Origin of the sequence: Streptomyces sp. NPDC050674, assembly GCF_040654575.1 — a bacterium.
Taxonomy (GTDB): domain Bacteria; phylum Actinomycetota; class Actinomycetes; order Streptomycetales; family Streptomycetaceae; genus Streptomyces.
Genome location: NZ_JBFAIG010000003.1, coordinates 179,596 through 197,716, shown reverse-complemented (window position 1 = coordinate 197,716; position 18,121 = coordinate 179,596). Strand labels below are relative to the sequence as shown.

At 74.0% G+C, this 18,121-nt stretch carries 18 protein-coding genes; 11 read left to right on the top strand and 7 right to left on the bottom strand.

Features of this window, described 5'->3' with window-relative positions; translation table 11 throughout:
* Nucleotides 1-262: 262 nt before the first annotated feature.
* The 4 genes from AB0I06_RS07820 (at nucleotide 263) to AB0I06_RS07805 (ending at nucleotide 4,998) form a co-directional block, all read left to right on the top strand.
* Nucleotides 263-691: a DUF6643 family protein gene (locus AB0I06_RS07820; RefSeq protein WP_363117872.1), complete on the top strand. Its 429-nt coding sequence runs from the start codon at nucleotides 263-265 to the stop codon at nucleotides 689-691.
* Between the two features lie 44 nt (nucleotides 692-735).
* On the top strand, nucleotides 736-1,563 hold the full coding sequence (locus AB0I06_RS07815; RefSeq protein ID WP_363117871.1) for an MOSC N-terminal beta barrel domain-containing protein: 828 nt from the start codon (nucleotides 736-738) through the stop codon (nucleotides 1,561-1,563).
* A 163-nt stretch (nucleotides 1,564-1,726) separates the two neighbouring features.
* Nucleotides 1,727-2,332: a hypothetical protein gene (locus AB0I06_RS07810; protein ID WP_363117870.1), complete on the top strand. Its 606-nt coding sequence runs from the start codon at nucleotides 1,727-1,729 to the stop codon at nucleotides 2,330-2,332.
* A gap of 227 nt (nucleotides 2,333-2,559) precedes the next feature.
* Complete coding sequence (locus tag AB0I06_RS07805) at nucleotides 2,560-4,998, top strand: right-handed parallel beta-helix repeat-containing protein (RefSeq protein WP_363117869.1); 2,439 nt, start codon at nucleotides 2,560-2,562, stop codon at nucleotides 4,996-4,998.
* Nucleotides 4,999-5,002: 4 nt separating this feature from the next.
* Here the strand turns inward: AB0I06_RS07805 and AB0I06_RS07800 are convergent, their stop codons facing one another.
* Nucleotides 5,003-7,357, bottom strand: coding sequence for a hypothetical protein (locus AB0I06_RS07800; RefSeq protein WP_363117867.1), 2,355 nt, complete (start codon nucleotides 7,355-7,357; stop codon nucleotides 5,003-5,005).
* Nucleotides 7,358-7,645: 288 nt separating this feature from the next.
* Between AB0I06_RS07800 and AB0I06_RS07795 the strand changes: the two genes are divergently transcribed.
* Together AB0I06_RS07795 and AB0I06_RS07790 are read left to right on the top strand one after the other, a co-directional pair.
* Nucleotides 7,646-8,476, top strand: coding sequence for a DeoR/GlpR family DNA-binding transcription regulator (locus AB0I06_RS07795; RefSeq protein ID WP_363117865.1), 831 nt, complete (start codon nucleotides 7,646-7,648; stop codon nucleotides 8,474-8,476).
* Between the two features lie 66 nt (nucleotides 8,477-8,542).
* Entirely contained in the window at nucleotides 8,543-9,013 is a 471-nt protein-coding gene (locus AB0I06_RS07790; RefSeq protein ID WP_363117864.1) for an SRPBCC family protein, read from the top strand.
* A 17-nt stretch (nucleotides 9,014-9,030) separates the two neighbouring features.
* On the opposite strand, the gene AB0I06_RS07785 is transcribed toward AB0I06_RS07790, so the two are convergent.
* Nucleotides 9,031-10,155: a PLP-dependent cysteine synthase family protein gene (locus AB0I06_RS07785; protein ID WP_363117863.1), complete on the bottom strand. Its 1,125-nt coding sequence runs from the start codon at nucleotides 10,153-10,155 to the stop codon at nucleotides 9,031-9,033.
* Nucleotides 10,156-10,646: 491 nt separating this feature from the next.
* Here AB0I06_RS07785 and AB0I06_RS07780 point away from each other — a divergent pair, with 491 nt between their 5' ends.
* Entirely contained in the window at nucleotides 10,647-10,970 is a 324-nt protein-coding gene (locus AB0I06_RS07780; RefSeq protein WP_363117862.1) for a hypothetical protein, read from the top strand.
* A gap of 183 nt (nucleotides 10,971-11,153) precedes the next feature.
* Nucleotides 11,154-11,687, top strand: a complete 534-nt coding sequence (locus tag AB0I06_RS07775) for an ATP-binding protein (protein ID WP_363117861.1) — start codon at nucleotides 11,154-11,156, stop codon at nucleotides 11,685-11,687.
* A 419-nt stretch (nucleotides 11,688-12,106) separates the two neighbouring features.
* Here the strand turns inward: AB0I06_RS07775 and AB0I06_RS07770 are convergent, their stop codons facing one another.
* Nucleotides 12,107-12,391 carry an SHOCT domain-containing protein gene (locus AB0I06_RS07770; protein WP_363117860.1) on the bottom strand — a complete coding sequence of 95 codons (285 nt, stop codon included), beginning with the start codon at nucleotides 12,389-12,391 and terminating at the stop codon, nucleotides 12,107-12,109.
* A 164-nt stretch (nucleotides 12,392-12,555) separates the two neighbouring features.
* On the opposite strand from AB0I06_RS07770, the gene AB0I06_RS07765 reads away from it, so the two are divergent.
* The 3 genes from AB0I06_RS07765 to AB0I06_RS07755 are packed head-to-tail and all read left to right on the top strand — an operon-like array spanning nucleotide 12,556 to nucleotide 14,628.
* Nucleotides 12,556-13,134 (top strand): TetR/AcrR family transcriptional regulator, encoded by a 579-nt coding sequence (locus tag AB0I06_RS07765; protein ID WP_363117859.1) that lies wholly within the window; start codon nucleotides 12,556-12,558, stop codon nucleotides 13,132-13,134.
* Between the two features lie 10 nt (nucleotides 13,135-13,144).
* Entirely contained in the window at nucleotides 13,145-13,723 is a 579-nt protein-coding gene (locus AB0I06_RS07760) for a DUF4865 family protein (protein WP_363117858.1), read from the top strand.
* Complete coding sequence (locus AB0I06_RS07755; RefSeq protein WP_363117857.1) at nucleotides 13,720-14,628, top strand: phosphotriesterase; 909 nt, start codon at nucleotides 13,720-13,722, stop codon at nucleotides 14,626-14,628. The genes AB0I06_RS07760 and AB0I06_RS07755 overlap by 4 nt, the downstream gene beginning before the upstream one ends.
* 19 nt (nucleotides 14,629-14,647) lie before the next feature.
* On the opposite strand, the gene AB0I06_RS07750 is transcribed toward AB0I06_RS07755, so the two are convergent.
* From AB0I06_RS07750 to AB0I06_RS07735, 4 genes are all read right to left on the bottom strand, one after another.
* Complete coding sequence (locus AB0I06_RS07750; protein WP_363117856.1) at nucleotides 14,648-15,070, bottom strand: PPOX class F420-dependent oxidoreductase; 423 nt, start codon at nucleotides 15,068-15,070, stop codon at nucleotides 14,648-14,650.
* A gap of 11 nt (nucleotides 15,071-15,081) precedes the next feature.
* Nucleotides 15,082-15,972: an NAD(P)-dependent oxidoreductase gene (locus AB0I06_RS07745; protein ID WP_363117855.1), complete on the bottom strand. Its 891-nt coding sequence runs from the start codon at nucleotides 15,970-15,972 to the stop codon at nucleotides 15,082-15,084.
* Between the two features lie 140 nt (nucleotides 15,973-16,112).
* Nucleotides 16,113-17,360 carry an ROK family protein gene (locus AB0I06_RS07740; protein WP_363117854.1) on the bottom strand — a complete coding sequence of 416 codons (1,248 nt, stop codon included), beginning with the start codon at nucleotides 17,358-17,360 and terminating at the stop codon, nucleotides 16,113-16,115.
* A gap of 64 nt (nucleotides 17,361-17,424) precedes the next feature.
* Nucleotides 17,425-18,066 (bottom strand): alpha-ketoglutarate-dependent dioxygenase AlkB, encoded by a 642-nt coding sequence (locus AB0I06_RS07735; RefSeq protein WP_363117853.1) that lies wholly within the window; start codon nucleotides 18,064-18,066, stop codon nucleotides 17,425-17,427.
* Nucleotides 18,067-18,121: the final 55 nt, after the last annotated feature.

Genomic DNA, 18,121 nt, shown 5'->3' with positions numbered 1-18,121 from the left:
CCCGACGTGTTCCGTCCGTCGCGTTCGCTCCGCACAACCTATTCCTCGCCGGGGCGAGTCCCCTGCGTGAAGCACCGGGAAGATCCGGACGCCGACCGCGGGTAACCCGCCCGGAGCTCGGCCTTTACCGCATCAGAAGCCCGTTCGCCGCCCCTTTTTGACGAGTTCGCTCGCATTGGGGATGCCGGGTCACTGCGGACACGGAAAACAACCCTCTTATCGGTCTCCCCAACCAGCACATCGTGGGCTTAACTTATGTCCCATGACCTCCCCCCGCTCCACCTATGGCGGCGGCTACTACTCCGCCTCCTTCCCGGACACCCCGATCTACGACAAGCTCGTCGCCGAGCGGGGCACCCCGCAGATCGCCCCGATCCGGGTCCCCGCTCAGTACGACATGCCGGGCGGCCATCTGCCCGCCCTCCCGTCGGCGCTGCCGGCCCTTCCGGCAGCTCCTTCCCAGCCCGTCTACGGCTATCCGCAGGCGCAGCAACCCGCACCGCTGCAACAGGCGCCCGCGGCCTACATCCCGCAGCAGGCCACCGCCCCGCGCGGCTACCCCGGACCCCAGCCGCAGCAGCCGCGTCCGGTGGCCCCCGCGGGCTACGAGGCCATGCGCCCCGCCGCTCCCCGGCCGGCCCCGGCTCCTTACCAGGACCCGTACAACAACCAGCAGTACCGCGGGTACTGAGCCGACCTCCGGGGGCTGTCGGTGCCGACTGGCACGATGGCCCCATGGGGAACGCTCACCTGCACTCGATCCATGTCCATCCGGTCAAGGCGGTCCGGGGCCTGGCGCCCCGGGAGGCCGTCGTCGAGCCCTGGGGGCTGGCCGGAGACCGGCGCTGGGTGCTGATCGACGACGGGGGAAAGGTCGTCACACAACGCCGGCAGCCACACCTCGCGCTCGCCGCCGCCGAGCTTCTGCCCGGTGGCGGCGTCCGCTTGTCCGCGCCCGGCACGCGGCCGCTGACGGTGCCGGTCCCGCGGGCCCAGGCCACCGTGCCGGTGGAGATCTTCCGCGACAAGGTCGAGGCGGTCCCGGCCGACGACGAGGCCGCGCACGCGTGGTTCAGCTCCTTCCTCGGCATCGAGGTGCGCCTTGCGTACATGGACGACCCGGCCGTGCGCCGGCCCCTCGCCCCGGAGTACGCGCGACCCGGTGAGACCGTCTCCTTCGCCGACGGCTTCCCGCTGCTGCTCACCACGACGGCCTCGCTCGACGCCCTCAACTCCCTGATCGCGCGGGGCGAGCACGCGGCCGAGGGACCGCTGCCGATGAACCGCTTCCGGCCGAACGTGGTCGTGGCGGGCACCGCCGCCTGGGCCGAGGACGACTGGTCGCTCCTCGCCGTCGGTCGGGTGCGCTTCCGCGTGGCCAAGCCCTGCGGCCGGTGCGTGGTGACCACCACCGACCAGGGCACCGGCAAGCGCGGCCGCGAGCCCCTGTTCAGCCTCGGGCGGCACCGACGGCTCGGCGACAAGCTGGTCTTCGGGCAGAACCTGGTGCCGCTGTCGCGCGGCACGATCCGGGTGGGCGACCCGGTCACCGTCCTCGAATAGCTCTTCGGCGGAAGCGGGAACCGCGCCGCCCGCCCGGGCGTTTGGCCTGTGTGAGAAATTCATGAGAGGCCCCGGGGAGAGGTGATCTCGCTCTCTCTTCGACGGGTCCGCGCACGGACGGCTCCGCCGGGGAGTATCACGGAGCGGGAAGGGGGTGCAGGCGGTGCGGGCGATCAGCGGACTCTGGCGCTGGCGGCGCAATCCACTGTGCCGCCCGACCGACCTGGCCGAGGCCTGGGTGGCGCTGGCCGCCCTGCTGCTGATCCTGCTGGTCGCGCCGGTGGCCGGGGCCCTCGTCGGGGAAACCGCTCAGGACGCGCTGCAGCGCTCCGTCCGCGCCCAGCACGAGGCGCGGCACCCGGTGACGGCCACCGTGGTCCGCAAGCTGGACCGCTCCCCGCTGGACGCGGACCCGGAGACCTCCTCGGGCAGGGACCTGCGCAACCGCGTCCTCGCCGACTGGACCGCACCGGACGGCACCTCGCACCAGGGCCCCGTCCTGGCGAGCCTCAAGGACCCTCGGCAGGGCGACCGGTTCCGGATATGGACCGACCGGCACGGCCGCATGGTGGCCCGCCCCCTCGACTCGGCGACGGCCTCCACGCACGCGGTCCTCGCCGGCTTCGGCGCGGCCCTGGGCACCGGCGGCCTCATAGAGGGCGGCAGACGCCTGGTCGTCTGGCGCATGGTGCGCCGCCGTCACGCCCGTTGGGACCAGGCATGGGACAAGGCGGGCCCGGACTGGGGCAGGACGGGCACCGGCAGCTGACGGCCTTCCGGCTCTGGTCAACCCACCACCCGCGCGCACGCTACGGTGGTCCGGCCGAACCGTTCGGCACAACCCGCGCGCGAGCGAGCCCCAGGGACGCGCCGGTGTCGATGCCGCGTGCGCGCCCAGGCCTCAGGGCCGGGCTCGGTCGCGGTCGCGACCCCGGGCGAAGCGCCCCGAGGGCGGACGAGCCATCAGTACGACCGAGGTGGGGGCACGGCAACACCATGGCACAGGGCACGGTCCAGGTGACGCACACCGGCACGTCGCGGTGGCGTCGCCGCACGGGTGAGTACGCATCGCTCGCCGCCGCCCTGGAGGCCGCGGCCGACGGCGACGTCCTCACCGTCGCCCCCGGCACCTACCGGGAGAACCTCGTCCTGCAGCGCGCGGTGACCCTGCGCGGCCCCGAGGGCTCGCCCGGCTCGGTGCGGATCGCGCCCGTGGACGGGGTGCCGCTGACCGTGCGCGCCTCGGCGGTGGTGCAGGACCTCCATGTGGAGGGCCAGGACGCGGCCGCCCCCGCCGTGCTGGTCGAGGAGGGCACCCCGGAGCTGCGCGACGTGCGGGTCGTCACGCGGTCGGCGGCCGGGATCGAGGTGCGCGGCAGCGCCCGGCCCACGGTGCGGCGCTGCGCGGTCGACAACCCGGCGGGCATCGGCATCGCGGTACTCGACGGCGCGGGCGGGGTGTTCGAGGAGTGCGAGATCGTCGCGGCCGGCCAGGCGGGTGTCGCGGTGCGCGGCGGAGCCCACCCCCGCCTGGAGCGCTGCCGGGTGCACCACACCTCCGGCTCGGGCCTGTCGGCGACCGGGGAGAACACCGCGCTGGAGGCGGTGGGCTGCGAGGTGTACGAGGTCCGCGGCAGCGGAGTGCAGATCACCGGCCGGGCCACCGCGCACCTCACCGACTGCGATGTGCACCGCACGACGTCCGACGGTGTCACCCTCGACACCGACGCCGTGCTGACGCTGGCCGACTGCCGTATCCACGACATCCCGGAGAACGCGGTCGACCTGCGTTCGCGCTCCGTCCTCACCCTGACCCGCACCACCGTGCGGCAGTTCGGGCGCAACGGCCTGTCGGTGTGGGACCCGGGCACGCGGGTGGACGCCAACCAGTGCGAGATCTTCGACAGCACGGGCGACTACCCGGCGGTGTGGGTGAGCGACGGGGCGACGGCGGTGCTCGACTCGTGCCGGGTGCACGACGTGCCGGACGCCCTGTTCGTCCTGGACCGCGGCTCGCGCGCGGACGTCGTCGACAGCGACCTGTCGCAGGTGCGCAACACGGCCGTGTCGGTGAGCGACGGCGCGACCGCGCAGCTCGACGACTGCCGCATCCGGGACGCCGCCACGGGCGCGTGGTTCCGCGACCACGGCAGCGGCGGCACGCTCAGCAACTGCACGGTGGACGGCACCCAGACCGGCGTCATCGTCACCAAGGGCGCCGACCCCACCGTCGAGCGCTGCACGATCGACTCCCCGGCGGAGGCCGGTGTCTACGTCTCGGCCGGCGGCCGGGGCAGCTTCCTGAACTGCCGGGTCACGGGCAGCGGCGGTTACGGCTTCCACGTGATCGACGGCAGCCGTACGACGCTGCGCAAGTGCCGCACGGAGCGGTGCGCGCGCGGGGGTTACGAGTTCGCGGACAGCGGCGCCGACGCGGCCTCGGGGGCGAGCCCGCTGGTCGAGGACTGCACGAGCGACGAGAGCGGTGGGCCGCGCACACCCGCCGCGGCACGGGAGGCGGCCGTGCAGACGGTGAGCCACTCCCCCGGCCTGCTGGGCGCGGTCCCCGGGCAGCGCGTCGAACCGGAGCCCCCGGCGCCGGCCGCCGAACCCGGGCAGCCGGTCCGCTCCTCCAAGGACGTCCTGGGTGAACTGGACGCGCTGGTGGGCCTGGAGAGCGTCAAGCGCGAGGTGCGCGCCCTCACCGACATGATCGAGGTCGGCCGGCGCCGGCAGCAGGCGGGCCTGAAGGCGGCGTCGGTCAAGCGGCACCTGGTCTTCACCGGCTCCCCCGGCACCGGCAAGACGACGGTCGCGCGGCTCTACGGCGAGATCCTCGCCTCCCTCGGTGTGCTGGAGAAGGGCCACCTCGTCGAGGTGTCCCGGGTCGACCTGGTCGGCGAGCACATCGGCTCGACGGCGATCCGCACCCAGGAGGCCTTCGAGAAGGCGCGCGGCGGTGTGCTGTTCATCGACGAGGCGTACGCGCTGTCCCCCGAGGACGCGGGCCGCGACTTCGGCAAGGAGGCCATCGACACGCTGGTGAAGCTGATGGAGGACCACCGGGACGCGGTCGTGGTGATCGTCGCGGGCTACACGGCCGAGATGGAGCGCTTCCTGTCCGTCAACCCAGGGGTGGCGTCCCGCTTCTCACGGACCATCACCTTCAGCGACTACGGCCCCGAGGACCTGCTGCGGATCGTGGAGCAGCAGGCCGAGGAGCACGAGTACCGGCTGGCCGCGGGCGCGGCCGAGGCCCTGCGGAAGTACTTCACGGTGCTCCCCAAGGGCCCTGCGTTCGGCAACGGCCGTACCGCGCGGCAGACCTTCGAGGCCATGGTCGAGCGCCACGCGAGCCGGGTCGCCCAGGTCGCCGAGCCGAGCAAGGACGACCTGACGCTGCTCTACGCCGAGGATCTGCCCGAGCTGCTCTGAGCGCTCAGGCGGCGGGCGGCTGGGGCTCGTGACGGGGTGAGGGCACCTCCGGATCGTCCGGGCGCAACCGGGCCAGCAGCGCGCGGCGTTGTTCGGCGAAGACGGGGTCGGCCTGGTAGTCGGAGTGGCCCAGGATCGGCGCGGGCAGCGGGAGCAGATCGGTGCGGCCGTAGGCGAGGGGGTCCCTCAGCGGGGCGTGGTCGACCTGGGGGCCGCGGTCGCCGGGCAGGCGCACCGGGCCGCCGATGGGGTCGGTGAGCCGGTAGAGGTTGCGCCAGCAGTTGACGTCGCGGTGCAGGGAACTGAGCGCGGCGGGTCCGAAGTGCGCGGGGAACCAGCGGCCGTAGAGGCGCTCCAGGGGGGAACCGTACGTCAGCAGCGCGACCCTTTTGCGGGCGGACGGGGCGAGTTGCCAGGCCGCCGCGGCGGCGAGCACGCTGCCCTGCGAGTGTCCGGAGATGACCAGCCGGCCGCCGGTGACCCGGGTCCAGGTCGCCATCCGCCAGGTCAGGTCGGGCACCGCCCGCTCGGCGTAGCAGGGCGGGGCGAAGGGGTGGGAGGCGCGCGGCCAGAAGGTGCCCACGTCCCACAGGATGCCGATGGTGCGGCGGGCCGCCGCGTCCTTGTAGGCGCGCCGGCCCCAGGTGACGAACAGCAGGAAGCCGAGGCCGATCAGCCAGGAGCCGAGTGCCTGGGAGGTCTCGGCGGCGCCGTGGACGACGGGGTAGGTGTCCCGCGCGGCCTCGCCCGGGGTCCGGTCGGTGGCCAGGGCGCCCACGAGGGCTCCGGCGCCGAGCAGCAAGGTGGCACCGGAGGTGACGGCGACGATGCGCGGTCCCCGGTCGGTGAGCGCGGCCATCGCCCGGGTGGAGGCGATACGGCGGGTGCGGGCGGGGTCGAGGTCCTCGTCCGGGTAGTCGAGCGCCACGGCGACGCGCTCGGCGCGGGCGAGCTGCCAGGCACGGTGGCCCAGCCAGCCGAAGAGCCCCAGCAAAACGACGAGCAGCGGCGGGATGACGGACGCCTGCCAGGTGAGCAGGACCGGCGGCCCCTCGAGCGCCGCCCCGGTGCCATCCAGCCAGTCGGACACCCGCTGGGACACCCCGCCGGACATCACTCCGCCCAGCGCGCAGGCCAGCATGGCCACGGCCGGTCCGCCCAGGCCCCGCAGCACCGCGCGCCGGTCGGGGTCGGTGCGGTGCAGGACGTGCGCCACGACGCCCAGGACGATGACGAGCAGCCCCTGGACCAGGGCGATCCCGCCGAAGGTCGTATCGCCCGGCAGTCTGCCCTGCGACGTCCAGCCCGGGCGCTCCCACCCGGCGTACAGCAGGGCGCACGCGAGCAGGACGAGCGCGGCGAGCGGCAGGCGCCGTACGAAACGCTCGTCGAGTTCCCGGTCCAGCCGCTTCTCGCTGCGGCCCCGGCGGCACACCACCCACACCACGGCGATCGCGCAGGCCGCGAGGGCCGCTTCGAGGAGCAGGCCCAGGAGGTCGAGGACGGGTGCGCCGCCGGGCCGGCGGTCGTGGCGGGCGGCCGCGCTGCCGACGGCGGCGGCGACCGTGATCAGTCCGGCGGCGGTGTGCGCGGCGCGCAGCCGGGCCACCAGCCGGCGGCCGTACCAGAACCCGGGCCGGCCGAGAGCGGTCGGGCCGCCTTCCCCTTCGGGCTCGGGGGCGCGTTCGATGGGCTGCTGGGACTCGTAGTCGCTCCAGGTCCGCCGGGACAGGTACCACAGCAGGACGGTCAGGGCGGTGGGGACAGCCGAGGCGAGGGCGAGCCGGCGGCCGGGGGCGCTCCACCAGCCGCCGTCCGAAACGGTGGGTGAGAGGAAGCCGAGCCAGGTGTGGCGGTCGGCGCAGGCGGTGGTGCCCGCGCACTGCCAGGCCGCCAGGTCGAGGGCGACCTCGCAGGCCGCCGCGACGAGCAGCACCGTCAGGGTGAGCCCGGTGAGCCGCACCAGCAGTCCGTACAAGCGCACGGTGCGGCGGCGGCCGTGCGCGCTGGGGCGCATCCAGTGGGCGAGGTTGACGACCATGAACGGCAGCAGCAACAGCCACAGGGCGCGGGTGCCGTTGCCGGAGGTGAGGTTGCACCAGACGTACGCCTCGGGCACCGGCTCGTCTCGGCGGCGGTCGTCGGGGCTGTGCTCGGCGTCGACGTCGTCGGCGCGCCGGAAGACGGCCGCGGTGTCGTCGCCGGTGATCCGCACCGTGCGCGGATCGTTGAGCATCTGCTGCGGCGTGGTGCCGCCCACGCCGTGGACCAGAAGTTCGAGCGCGGTCCCGGACTCGCCGGGCCGCGTGGCGGGACCGTCCGGTCCGCCGCTCGACGCATGGTGCTGCGCACGTTCCACTGATTCGCACTTCCCCCGTGACACGCCGTCGGCTCTGTCCGTGCGGGCACAAGGATCTCCACATCCGCGGCGTCGCACACCTGCTGTCACGGATTCTTCCCGATCCGTGATGTACCGCGGTGGCGGGTGAACCACCGGTGACACGGGGGCGACGAGCAGTCGGTGGCGCTCCCCGCTCCGCGACATGCGAGGATGGGACGTCCTCGCACCGGAGCCGGGAAGAATGTCCTGGTCGGAGCCGGTGCGGGAGGAGTCGGACGGCATTGAGGCGAAAGGACCGGAGCGTACGTGAGCGAGAATCAGAACCTCCTCGCGGAGCAGCGGCGATCCCTGATCCTCGACGAGGTCCGCCGCCGGGGTGGTGTCCGGGTCAACGAGCTGACCCGCAAGCTCGGTGTGTCGGACATGACGGTCCGCCGCGACCTCGACGCGCTCGCCCGCCAGGGCGTGCTGGAGAAGGTGCACGGCGGCGCGGTCCCGGTGGTCGAGGCGAGTACGCACGAACCGGGCTTCGAGGCCAAGTCCGGCCTGGAGCTGACCGCCAAGGAGGACATCGCTCGCGCGGCGGCCAAGCTGGTGGCGCCGGGTGCGGCGATCGCCCTGTCGGGGGGTACGACGACCTTCGCGCTGGCGCACCAGCTGCTGGACGTCCCGGATCTGACCGTGGTCACCAACTCGGTGCGGGTCGCCGATGTGTTCCACGCCGCGCAGCGCACGTCGGGTCCGCGCCAGGGCGCGGCCACGGTCGTGCTGACGGGCGGGGTGCGCACGCCCTCCGACTCGCTGGTGGGGCCGGTGGCCGACCAGGCGATCGCGGCGCTCCACTTCGATCTGCTGTTCCTGGGTGTGCACGGCATATCGGTCGAGGCCGGCCTGTCGACGCCGAACCTCGCCGAGGCCGAGACGAACCGGCGGCTCGTCCAGTCGGCCCGCCGGGTGGTCGTGGTCGCGGACCACACCAAGTGGGGCAAGGTGGGCCTGAGTTCGTTCGCCTCGCTGGAGCGGGTCGACACGCTGGTGACGGACGCCGGTCTGCCGGACGAGGCGCGCGGGGTGGTCGCCGAGCACCTGCGGCGGCTGGTGGTGGCCGGGGAGCCCGAGGACGACGCGGACAACTGACGGCCCGCCAGTCAGGGTGGCGCCCCTCACGGTCCTCGACCGCTCCCGACCAGGAGGGCTCCGTCCATGGCTCGTCGACTGCGTCCGGTGGGGCTCGACTTCGTCGCGCTCGCACCCGTTCGGTACGTGTTCACCCGGGAGCTCTCCGCCCCGGTGGAGAAGGTCTGCGGCGCGCTCGAGAGCGTGCCCGGGTGGGCCGAGTGGTTCCCGCGGGTGACGGCGGCCCGCCCGGTCGACGCGGGTGCGGGGCGCGACATCACGCTCACCGGTGGTCTCCGGGTCCGTGAGTCGGTCATCGCGGCGGAGGCGCCCGAGGTGTACGCCTACCGGGTCGACGTCACCAACGTGCCCGGCGCGCGGGCGATAGCCGAGGAGTGGCGGCCGGCGCCCGCCGCCGGCGGGGGCACCCGGGTGCGGTGGACCTTCGCCACCGACGGTACGGCTGTCCACCGGCCGGCCATGAAGGCGGTCCGCGGGGGCCAGGCACGGGCGTTCCGGGACGCCATGACGGCGCTGGACCGGCGGCTGAACACCTGAGGGCCTGGGGACCGGGCTCAGCCGGGCCAGACGCCCGTCTTCAGCAGCGAGTCGATCGCGGCGGTGTACGGCTCGATGTCGAGTCCCTGATCGGCCAGCCAGGCGTCCGAGTAGTACTTGTCGAGGTACCGGTCCCCCGGGTCGCACAGCAGGGTCACGACGCTGCCCCGCCGTCCCTCGGAGACCATCTCGGCGACGATCTTCAGCGCGCTCCACAGTCCGGTGCCGGTCGAGCCGCCCGCCTTGCGGCCGATGGCGCGCTCCAGGGCCCGCACGGCGGCGACGCTGGCCGCGTCGGGCACCTTCATCATCCGGTCGATCGCGCCGGGCACGAAGCTCGGTTCCATGCGGGGCCGGCCGATGCCCTCGATCCGGGAGCCGCAGTCGCAGGTGACGTCCGGATCGCCGGTGGTCCAGCCCTCGAAGAAGCACGAGTTCTCGGGGTCGGCCACGCAGACGCGGGTGTCGTACTGCATGTAGTGGACGTAGCGCGCGAGGGTCGCGGAGGTGCCGCCGGTGCCCGCCGTGGCGACGATCCACGCCGGCTCGGGAAAACGCTCCAGGCGCAACTGGCGGAAGATGGACTCGGCGATGTTGTTGTTCCCGCGCCAGTCCGTGGCCCGTTCGGCGTAGGTGAACTGGTCCATGTAGTGGCCGCCGGTCTCGGCGGCGAGACGGGCGGACTCCTCGTACATCGTGCGGGGGTCGTCCACGAAGTGGCAGCGGCCGGAGTGGAACTCGATGAGGCGGATCTTCTCGGCGCTCGTCGTGCGCGGCATGACGGCGATGAAGGGCACGCCGATCAGCTTCGCGAAGTACGCCTCGGAGACGGCCGTCGAGCCGCTGGAGGCCTCGATGACGGGCCGGTCCGGGCGGATCCAGCCGTTGCAGAGGCCGTAGAGGAACAGGGAGCGGGCGAGGCGGTGCTTGAGGCTGCCGGTGGGGTGGGTCGACTCGTCCTTCAGGTACAGATCGATGCCCCACCGCTCGGGCAGAGGGAACTGGAGCAGGTGGGTGTCGGCCGAGCGGTTGGCGTCGGCCTGGACTCTGCGGACGGCTTCTTTGAGCCATGCCCGGTAGGTGGTGTCGCTGTGGTCGACGTCGAGGGTCACGCCGGTCCGGGTCTGCTGGGAAGTGCTCACGGGAGGGGCTCCTAACGCTGCGCGCCGACGACGCGTCGCGCGGCCGACACCTCCGATCATAAGCACCTTCCGCACGCTTCTCACCTGCATAAACGCATCTTTGAGCCCCCCAAAGCGCCCCCAGGGGCAGGGCCGGTGCAAGGGGGCGCGCGGTCCCGGGGGCGCATCGGCGCGTGTGCTGCGGGCGCCCCCCGGCGAGGTGGTCACGGGCACTGGTGCTCGGCGCCGGGCAGGGGCAGACTGCACGGCGGGACCAGGGCCCGGCGGGGCACACCGCCGGGCAGGACGCATCGTCCGGAGCCCGGGCACCTCGCCCTCCAGGAAGAGGGCGGTGAACACCGTACGGAGGGGGCGGAGTTCGGACCGAGCGGGACGCGGCGGCCCTCCGGGGGCACCCGTCCGGGCGGGGCACACTGGACCAGGACACGAGCCCGTACCGGGCCTCGCACGCGGAGCGCCGGTACACCGATACGCAGCAAGGGGCGGGTGGCATGGGAGAGCCGGAGTTCAGGGCCACGGGCGTGCGGATCGGGAAGCGGCTGCGCTCGCTCACCCGGGCGGGCCAGATCCGGATCAGCGACGGCCGGCTCGAGTTGCTGACCAGCTACGGCAGCGAGATCGACAGCGCGCCGGTGCAGGCCGTGCGCGCCTCCAAACCGTGGTTCGGCCCCGAGGACCGGGCCACGGCGGATCTGAACGGCAACCGGTATCTGCTCACCCTGGGCGACCACGACCCCGCCCCGGGGGAGCCGGGTCCGCCGGCGGCGCGGCGCTTCATCGAAGCGGTGCGCCGGGCGGCGGGGCGTGGCGGCTGAGATGTCCGCGACTTGCGGTACCTCATCCCCTGCGCCACTCTGGTCTCACGTCACTCTGGGTTTACCGGCGATAACGCTGCGAACCAGCCCGCCGGCCACGACAGCAGGCGGCAGCGTCACGCAGGCGCCCTGCTGGATCCGAACTCCGTGTTCTTCCGGACCTCACGTCGGGGAGTCGCAGCCGTGATCAGCTACCCAAGCAGGCACTGCACGGTGGAGCTCCAAGCCCTGCCGTCGCGGATCGGCCAGGTCCGCAGAATCGTATCTGCGCAGTTGCGCTACTGGCATCTCGACCCCCTGATCGACCGGGCCTCGCTCGGCGTGACGGAGCTGTTGTCCAACGTCCACCGGCACGCGCAGCCCGACAAGACGTGCACGGTGGAGATAGAGCTGCTGCTCGACCGGCTCACCGTCTCGGTGCGCGACGGCGATCCACGGATGCCCGTGGTCGACGACGCCGAGCCGCTGGCGACCTGCGGGCGCGGTCTCGCGATGGTGGCCGCCATGAGCGAGAGCTGGGGCGTCCGGCCGGACGGCGAGTCCGGCAAGGTCGTGTGGTTCACGCTGCCGACGTCCGCCCCCGTGGTGAGCGCGCCGCCGCTCCGGTCGCGACGCACGGTCCAGGAGAAACCCACGCGCAGGTTCGCCGAAGTCGGGGCCTGCGCCGACGGCCTCCGGCCCGACCATGCTCCCGCCCGGTCCGCCGTTGCCGGCTGACCGGGCGGTGACCACCTTCCCGCGGGGACCGCTGCCGCGGTGTCCCGGTCGCTGACGGGCGGCTGCCCTGACGCGCGGGGAACCGGGCTGGGTCGCCGACAGGCCTCACCCGGCGTGTCCGCCTTGTGTCCGTCCGGGTCCGGCCGTACCGCCGGCACGAGGTGTGCGCCTGTGCGGTGCGCCGGTGCGCCCGAGTTGGTGCGCCGGTGCGCCGGTGGATGAGCCCTTGGGACGGCAGGCGGCCATGCGCGGTCCGGCCGGTGCCCGGACTGATCATCCTCGGCAGGGCGCTCGCCCGGCCGGTCGGGGCGCGGCGGGGTGAGGCGGCGGTCGTCGAGGCCGTCCGGTTCGGTGCCGTCGACGCGGGCGGTACCGGAGCCCGAGGTACGGCGGTGCCGCCACCGCCGCCGTACGAGGGGTCATGCCGCGCCCCCCTTGCGGCCGAACTCCTCGTTGAGCACGGACAGTCGGCGCCAGTACTCGTCCTCGTCGATCTCGCCGGAGGCGAAGCGGTGGCCGAGGACGGTGATGGGCGAGTCGTTCCCGGCGGGGGGCTGCCGCCAGGGGCCGCCACGCCGTCCGCGCCACACGGTGCGGCGCAGCAGTGCCACACCGCCGCCGATCACCAGCGCCCAGATCACCGGGAAGAGCAGGATCCACGGGCCGGGGCCGCCGCCGTCTCCGAAGTTCGCCAAGGTCTGCATGTCGTCCCACTCCTCGATCGCTCTCGGACTTCCGTCGCTTTCGAGGGTCGCCCCGCCAGGGGTCTCCGGTCGTCGTACGGCCGACGGCACCGTGCGTACCCCGCGGGGAGCAGGCGGGTGTGTCCGGCGTACTCCGCATGGTCTCGACTTCTGTAACTACTGGTATGTACAGTGAGGGCATGAGCACCCCGGAACGGCTGATCGAGTCCACCCGCGCGCTCCTGTGGGAGCGCGGCTACACGGGCACCAGTCCCAAGGCGATCCTGGAGCGCGCGGACGCCGGGCAGGGCAGCATGTACCACCACTTCAAGGGCAAGCCCGATCTCGCCCGGGCCGCGATCCGGCGCACCGCCGAGGAGATGCGGGCCACCGCGGCGGGGGTACTCGACGGCCCTGGCACGCCCTACGAGCGCATCGAGGCGTACCTGCGGCGCGAGCGGGACGTGCTGCGGGGCTGCCCGGTCGGCCGGCTGACGATGGACCCGGACGTGATCGCGAGCCCCGAGCTGCGCGCCCCGGTCGACGAGACCCTCGACTGGCTGCGCGCGCGGATCGCCGGGATCGTCGAAGAGGGCAAGACGCAGGGCCAGTTCGCGCCCGGCCTGGACGCCGGGGAGATCGCGGCGGCGGTCGTCGCGACCGTCCAGGGCGGCTATGTGCTGGCCCGTGCCTCCGGCTCCCCCGCCGCGTTCGACGCGGGAGTGTCGGGGCTGCTGTCCCTGCTGGCGCCCCGTACCTCTTGAGGAGACCGCTGTGCACGCCATGCAGTACGAGATCACCCTGCCCGCCGACTACGACATGGGCGTCATCCGTGACCGGGTGGCCCGCCGGGGGCATCTGCTCGACGGCTGGGACGGGCTCGGGCTGAAGGCCTATCTGATACGCGAGCGCGGCCTGCGCGGCTCGCCCGTCAACACCTACGCCCCCTTCTACCTCTGGAACACCGTCGAGGGCATGAACTCCTTCCTGTGGGGCGGCGGGTTCCAGGGAGTCGGCGACGACTTCGGGCGGCCGTCGGCGCGGCAGTGGACGGGCCTGGCGTACGAGGAGGGGGCGGGCGCGCACGCGCGGTTCGGGGTACGGCGGCGCCGGCCGGTGCCGGACGGCGGGCCGTTGGCGGACGCCGTGGAGGAGGCGGTGACCGAGACACGGCGGCTGGCGGCGCGGGACGGGGCCGTGCTCGCCGCCGCGGCCGTCGACACGAGCCGCTGGGAGCTGGTGTGGTTCTCCCTCTGGGAGCAGGACACGCCCGAGGCCGACGGTGAGGTCTTCGAGGTGCTGCATCTGTCCGCGCCGGGCCGGGACGTGCTGCCACGGGGACGCCAGTGGTGAGCGCGGTCCGCACGGTGCTCGGGGACGTTCCGCCCGGAGAGCTGGGCGTGTGCGACGCCCATGACCACCTCTTCTTCGGCAGTCCCCGGCTGCCCGGCCAGGAGCTGCGCAGCGTCGCGGCGGCGCGGGCGGAGCTGGTGGCGTTCCGGGAGCAGGGCGGCGGGGCCGTCGTGCAGTGGACGCCGTACGGGCTCGGACGGCGGGTCGCCGATCTGCCGCCGCTGTCCCGGGAGACCGGCGTGCACGTGGTCGCGGCGACCGGTCTGCACCAGGCGGTGCACTACGACGAGGGCACTCTCGCCGGGCTGCGCGGCCGGCTCGCCGAGGTCTTCGTCCGCGAACTCACCGAGGGCATCGGGACGTCGGGGGTGCGGGCGGGGCTCGTCAAGGTCGCGGGCGGCTTCCACGCCCTGGACGCGCACGCCCGCTGGACCATGGCGGCGGCGGCCGAGGCGCATCACGCCACGGGCGCGACGATCACCGTGCACCTGGAGATGGGCACCGGCGCTCTGGACGTACTGGACCTGCTCTGCGGGGAGTTGGGGGTCCCGCCGCACCGCGTGGTGCTCGGGCACCTCAACCGCTCCCCCGACCTCGTGACGCACCGGCAGGCCGCCGAGTCCGGCTGCTATCTGGCCTTCGACGGTCCGTCCCTCACCCACCACGCCACGGATTGGCGGATGCCGGACGCCGTACGGGCCCTCGCCGACGCCGGGTTCGGCGACCGGCTGCTGCTGGGCGCGGACACCACCACGGCCGCCGCCCGCTCGGTGGACGGCGGCCCCGGGATGCCCTACCTGCTGCGCCGGGTGCGCCCCCGGCTCGTGGACGCCGTCGGCGAGGAGCTGGTGGGGCGCATCCTCGCGGAGAACCCGGGCCGGGCGTTCGGGGTCGAGTGGCGCTGACGGGGCGTGCCCGGTGGCCTCAGCCGCCGGCCTGGTCGCTGTCCTTCATCGAGCCCCACCCGTGCCAGCGCTCGACCTCGATCCAGGCGCTGACCCGGGGACGGACCCGGTCCGGGTAGGGCTTGCCCGTGTAGTGCCGGGCGAGGAGGTCGATGTCGGTCAGGTCCTCGTCGTCGTACATCTCGGCGACGCGGCCGATCAGGGTCACATGGGTGTACCAGTCGTCACCGGCGAGGACGGTGAGGGTGACGCGCGGGTCGCGGCGCAGGTGCTTCAGGCGGACCCGGCCCTGGTCGAGGTTGACCAGCACCCGGCCGTCCTTCCACGCGTACCAGGTGGCGGTGGACACCGGTGCTCCGTCGGAGCGCAGGGTGGCCATGACGCACGGGTTGGGCCGGCTCAGCAGGGCGTCGGCCTCGGGTGGCAGGGGTGGCTTGGACATGGGTGAGCCTCCTAGGAGTTCGGCTTCTCGTCGAAGCTGGCGAAATAGGCCGCGACCATGTCCTCGTCGGCGTGGCCCTGGGCGGCGGCGCGTTCCATACGGGCGGCGGCCGCTTCGGCGACGTCCAGGCGTACGCCGTGGTCCGCGCCGGCCCGGACGATGAGCCGGGCGTCCTTGGCGGCCGTGGCGACCGCGAACTGGGGCGGCGTGAGCCTGCCTTCGAGAACGAGATCGGACTTGGCGCGCAGATAGCCCATGTCGAGCGGGCCCCCGGCGACGAGGTCGAGGAAGCCGTGCGGGTCGACGCCGAGGGCCTGCGACAGGGCCAGGGCCTCACCGGCGGCGGCCGTGACGGCGAGGACCCAGCTGTTGGCCACGAGCTTGAGCCGGGTCGCGCCGCCCTCCGCGCCGTCCTCCCCGGACCACACGGTCCGGGCACCGACCGCGTCGAAGACCGGCGTCACCCTTTCTCGCCCCTCGGTGGGGCCGGCCGCGAGCACGGTCAGCTTCCCGGCCTCGGCGGGCTGGCGGGTGCCCAGGACGGGCGCGTCGTAGAAGAGCAGGCCGTGCTCGCGGGCGAAGGCGGCCAGTGCGGCGACACTTTCGAGGCCCGCGGTGCCGGACTGCGCCCAGGCGGTGCCGGGGCGCAGGGCGGGGGCGGCCTCGCGCATGGTGTCGAGCGCGGCGGGACCGTCGTGGAGCATGGTCAGGACGACGTCGGCGTCCTGAACGGCCTGCGCCGGGGTGCCGGCGATCCGCACGCCGTCGGCGGCCAGCGGCTCGGCCTTGGCCCGGGTGCGGTTCCAGGCGTGGACCGTGTGTCCGGCCCGGGCGAGGTTGCGGGCCATCGCGGCGCCCATGATGCCGGTGCCCAGGACGCTCACGGTGAGCTTGTCGGTCATTGCGTCAACTTCCTCGGTGGTGCGGTGCGGACGAACTGCCCGCTGACCAGCCTGCCCGCTCCGCGGCCCGCCTTCCCGGAAGCGGCGCGGACAAGCCTGACCCCGGTGGGATCAGGCTCGCCGGTCACGCCCGGTCCCGCTCATCTCCGCGCGGTCAGCGCTCCCAGCGGGTCGTCGAGGACCGGCTGCCAGGCCAGTTCCGCCGCGCCGACCAGACTGTTGTGGTCGAGGGTGCAGGGCAGGATGGGCACGCCGCCGCTCTGGCCCCACAGGCTGCGGTCGGCCACGACCGCGCGCAGCCGGCCCGGGTCGGCGTCGAGGAGGGTGCGGTGCAGGCCGCCGAGGATGATGCGGTCCGGGTTGAGGATGTTGACCAGGCCGGCGAGGCCGAGCCCGAGGCGGTCGATGAGGGCCTCGGCGGCGGCGCGGACGCCCGGGTCGTCGTAGTGGTGGCGGATCAGGTCGATGGACTGCTGGAGCAGGGACACCTCGGGCCCCGGTTCGCGCCCGGCCTCCGTGAGGAAGGCGAGCGGGTCGGTCTCCACGTCGAGGCAGCCGCGGCTGCCGCAGTGGCAGGGGCGGCCCTCGGGGTGCACGGTGAGATGCCCGACCTCCAGCGCGAGGCCCGAACTGCCCCGGTGCAGGCGGCCGTCGAGGACGAGCGCGCCGCCGACGCCGCGGTGGCCGGTGGCCACGCACAGCAGGTCGCGTGCGCCGCGGCCGGCGCCGTGCCGGTGCTCGGCGAGCGCGGCGAGGTTGACGTCGTTCGCGGCGAACGCCGGCCCGTCGAGGCCGGCCGCGCGCACCTGCTCGGCGAAGATGTCCCGGACCGGCGCACCCGCGGGCCAGGCCAGGTGGAGCGGGTTCAGCGCCAGCCCCTCGGGTTCGGCCACGGCGGACGGTACGGCGAGGCCGGCGCCCACACAGCGCAGCCCGGTCTCGCGCAGCAGCTCGGCACCGGCCGTGACGACGGAGGCGAGCACCTTGGCCGGGTCGGCGTCGACGACCTCGCAGCCGGGCGCGGTGGCCACGATCCGGCCGCCCAGTCCGACCAGCGCGGCCCGGAACCCGTCGGAGTGGACCTGCGCCGCGAGCGCGACGGGTCCGTCGTCGGCGACGGACAGCTTGTGGGAGGGCCTGCCCTGCGAACCGGCCGCCGCGCCGGGCCGGGCGTCGACCCGGATCAGCCCCAGTGCCTCCAGCTCGGCGGCGACCGCACCGGCCGTCGCCCGCGTCACCCCGAGCTCGGCGGTGAGCACGGCCCGGGTCGGCGCGCGTCCGGTGTGCACGAGCTCCAGCGCGGGTCCGAGCGCTGCGCGCCCCCGGTCCAGCCGCGTCCTCGTGGTGCTCCCATCCCCCGCCTGCCGGGGGTCCGCCTTCCCGCTCATGAGGGCGAGTCTCCCATGATCCGCCGGGGTGGTGCCCGGCGTCCCCGCCGGGCGTGGGCGCGCTCTAGAGGCCGCTGACCCGGAGCGTGATGTTGAGCCGGCCCGTGAGCCCCAGACCGGGCGGTGCCGTGCCGGGGTGGACCCGGGGGACCCCGTGGTAGGCCAGGCGGGACGGGCCGCCGAAGACGAACAGATCGCCGCTGCGCAGTACGACGTCGGTGTAGGGCCGGGTGCGCGTCTCGGTGTTGCCGAAGCGGAAGACGCAGGTGTCGCCGAGGCTCAGCGACACCACCGGCGCGTCCGACTTCTCGTCGCTGTCGCGGTGCATGCCCATGCGGGCGTCGGCGTCGTAGAAGTTGATCAGCGCGATGTCGTAGTCCGGCGCGGGGCCGCCGAGGGTGTCGCGGACCGCCCGGCGGCCCAAATCGCCGAGCCACTGCGGGAACGGCTTCACCGGGGCGCCGTCCCCGTCGGCGACCGTGCGGGCATAGGCGTACGGGTACCAGTGCCAGCCGAGGCAGACCTGCCGGGCGGTCATGGTGCCGCCGCCCGGGGTGCGGACCGTGCGCAGCCCCGCGGGCGGCCGGGCCCATGCACGGCAGGCGTCCAGCAGCGCCCGCTGGCGTTCCCCGTCCAGCCAGTCGGGCAGATGCACGGCGCCGGGCGCGACCTGCGTACGGGCCCTGGGGAACAGCTCGGCGTCCATGCCCTCCATGGTGCCCGACACGGCCTGAGCTGCGGCTCGGCTAGCCTGGTCGCAC

What these genes read in the sequence shown, in the direction of transcription:
- AB0I06_RS07820 (WP_363117872.1), top strand. Translation starts at nt 263, where the DNA reads ATGACCTCCCCCCGCTCCACCTATGGCGGCGGCTACTACTCCGCCTCC.
- AB0I06_RS07815 (WP_363117871.1), top strand. Translation starts at nt 736, where the DNA reads ATGGGGAACGCTCACCTGCACTCGATCCATGTCCATCCGGTCAAGGCG.
- AB0I06_RS07805 (WP_363117869.1), top strand. Translation starts at nt 2,560, where the DNA reads ATGGCACAGGGCACGGTCCAGGTGACGCACACCGGCACGTCGCGGTGG.
- AB0I06_RS07790 (WP_363117864.1), top strand. Translation starts at nt 8,543, where the DNA reads ATGGCTCGTCGACTGCGTCCGGTGGGGCTCGACTTCGTCGCGCTCGCA.
- AB0I06_RS07780 (WP_363117862.1), top strand. Translation starts at nt 10,647, where the DNA reads ATGGGAGAGCCGGAGTTCAGGGCCACGGGCGTGCGGATCGGGAAGCGG.
- AB0I06_RS07770 (WP_363117860.1), bottom strand. Translation starts at nt 12,391, where the DNA reads ATGCAGACCTTGGCGAACTTCGGAGACGGCGGCGGCCCCGGCCCGTGG.
- AB0I06_RS07765 (WP_363117859.1), top strand. Translation starts at nt 12,556, where the DNA reads ATGTACAGTGAGGGCATGAGCACCCCGGAACGGCTGATCGAGTCCACC.
- AB0I06_RS07750 (WP_363117856.1), bottom strand. Translation starts at nt 15,070, where the DNA reads ATGTCCAAGCCACCCCTGCCACCCGAGGCCGACGCCCTGCTGAGCCGG.
- AB0I06_RS07745 (WP_363117855.1), bottom strand. Translation starts at nt 15,972, where the DNA reads ATGACCGACAAGCTCACCGTGAGCGTCCTGGGCACCGGCATCATGGGC.
- AB0I06_RS07740 (WP_363117854.1), bottom strand. Translation starts at nt 17,360, where the DNA reads ATGAGCGGGAAGGCGGACCCCCGGCAGGCGGGGGATGGGAGCACCACG.
- AB0I06_RS07735 (WP_363117853.1), bottom strand. Translation starts at nt 18,066, where the DNA reads ATGGACGCCGAGCTGTTCCCCAGGGCCCGTACGCAGGTCGCGCCCGGC.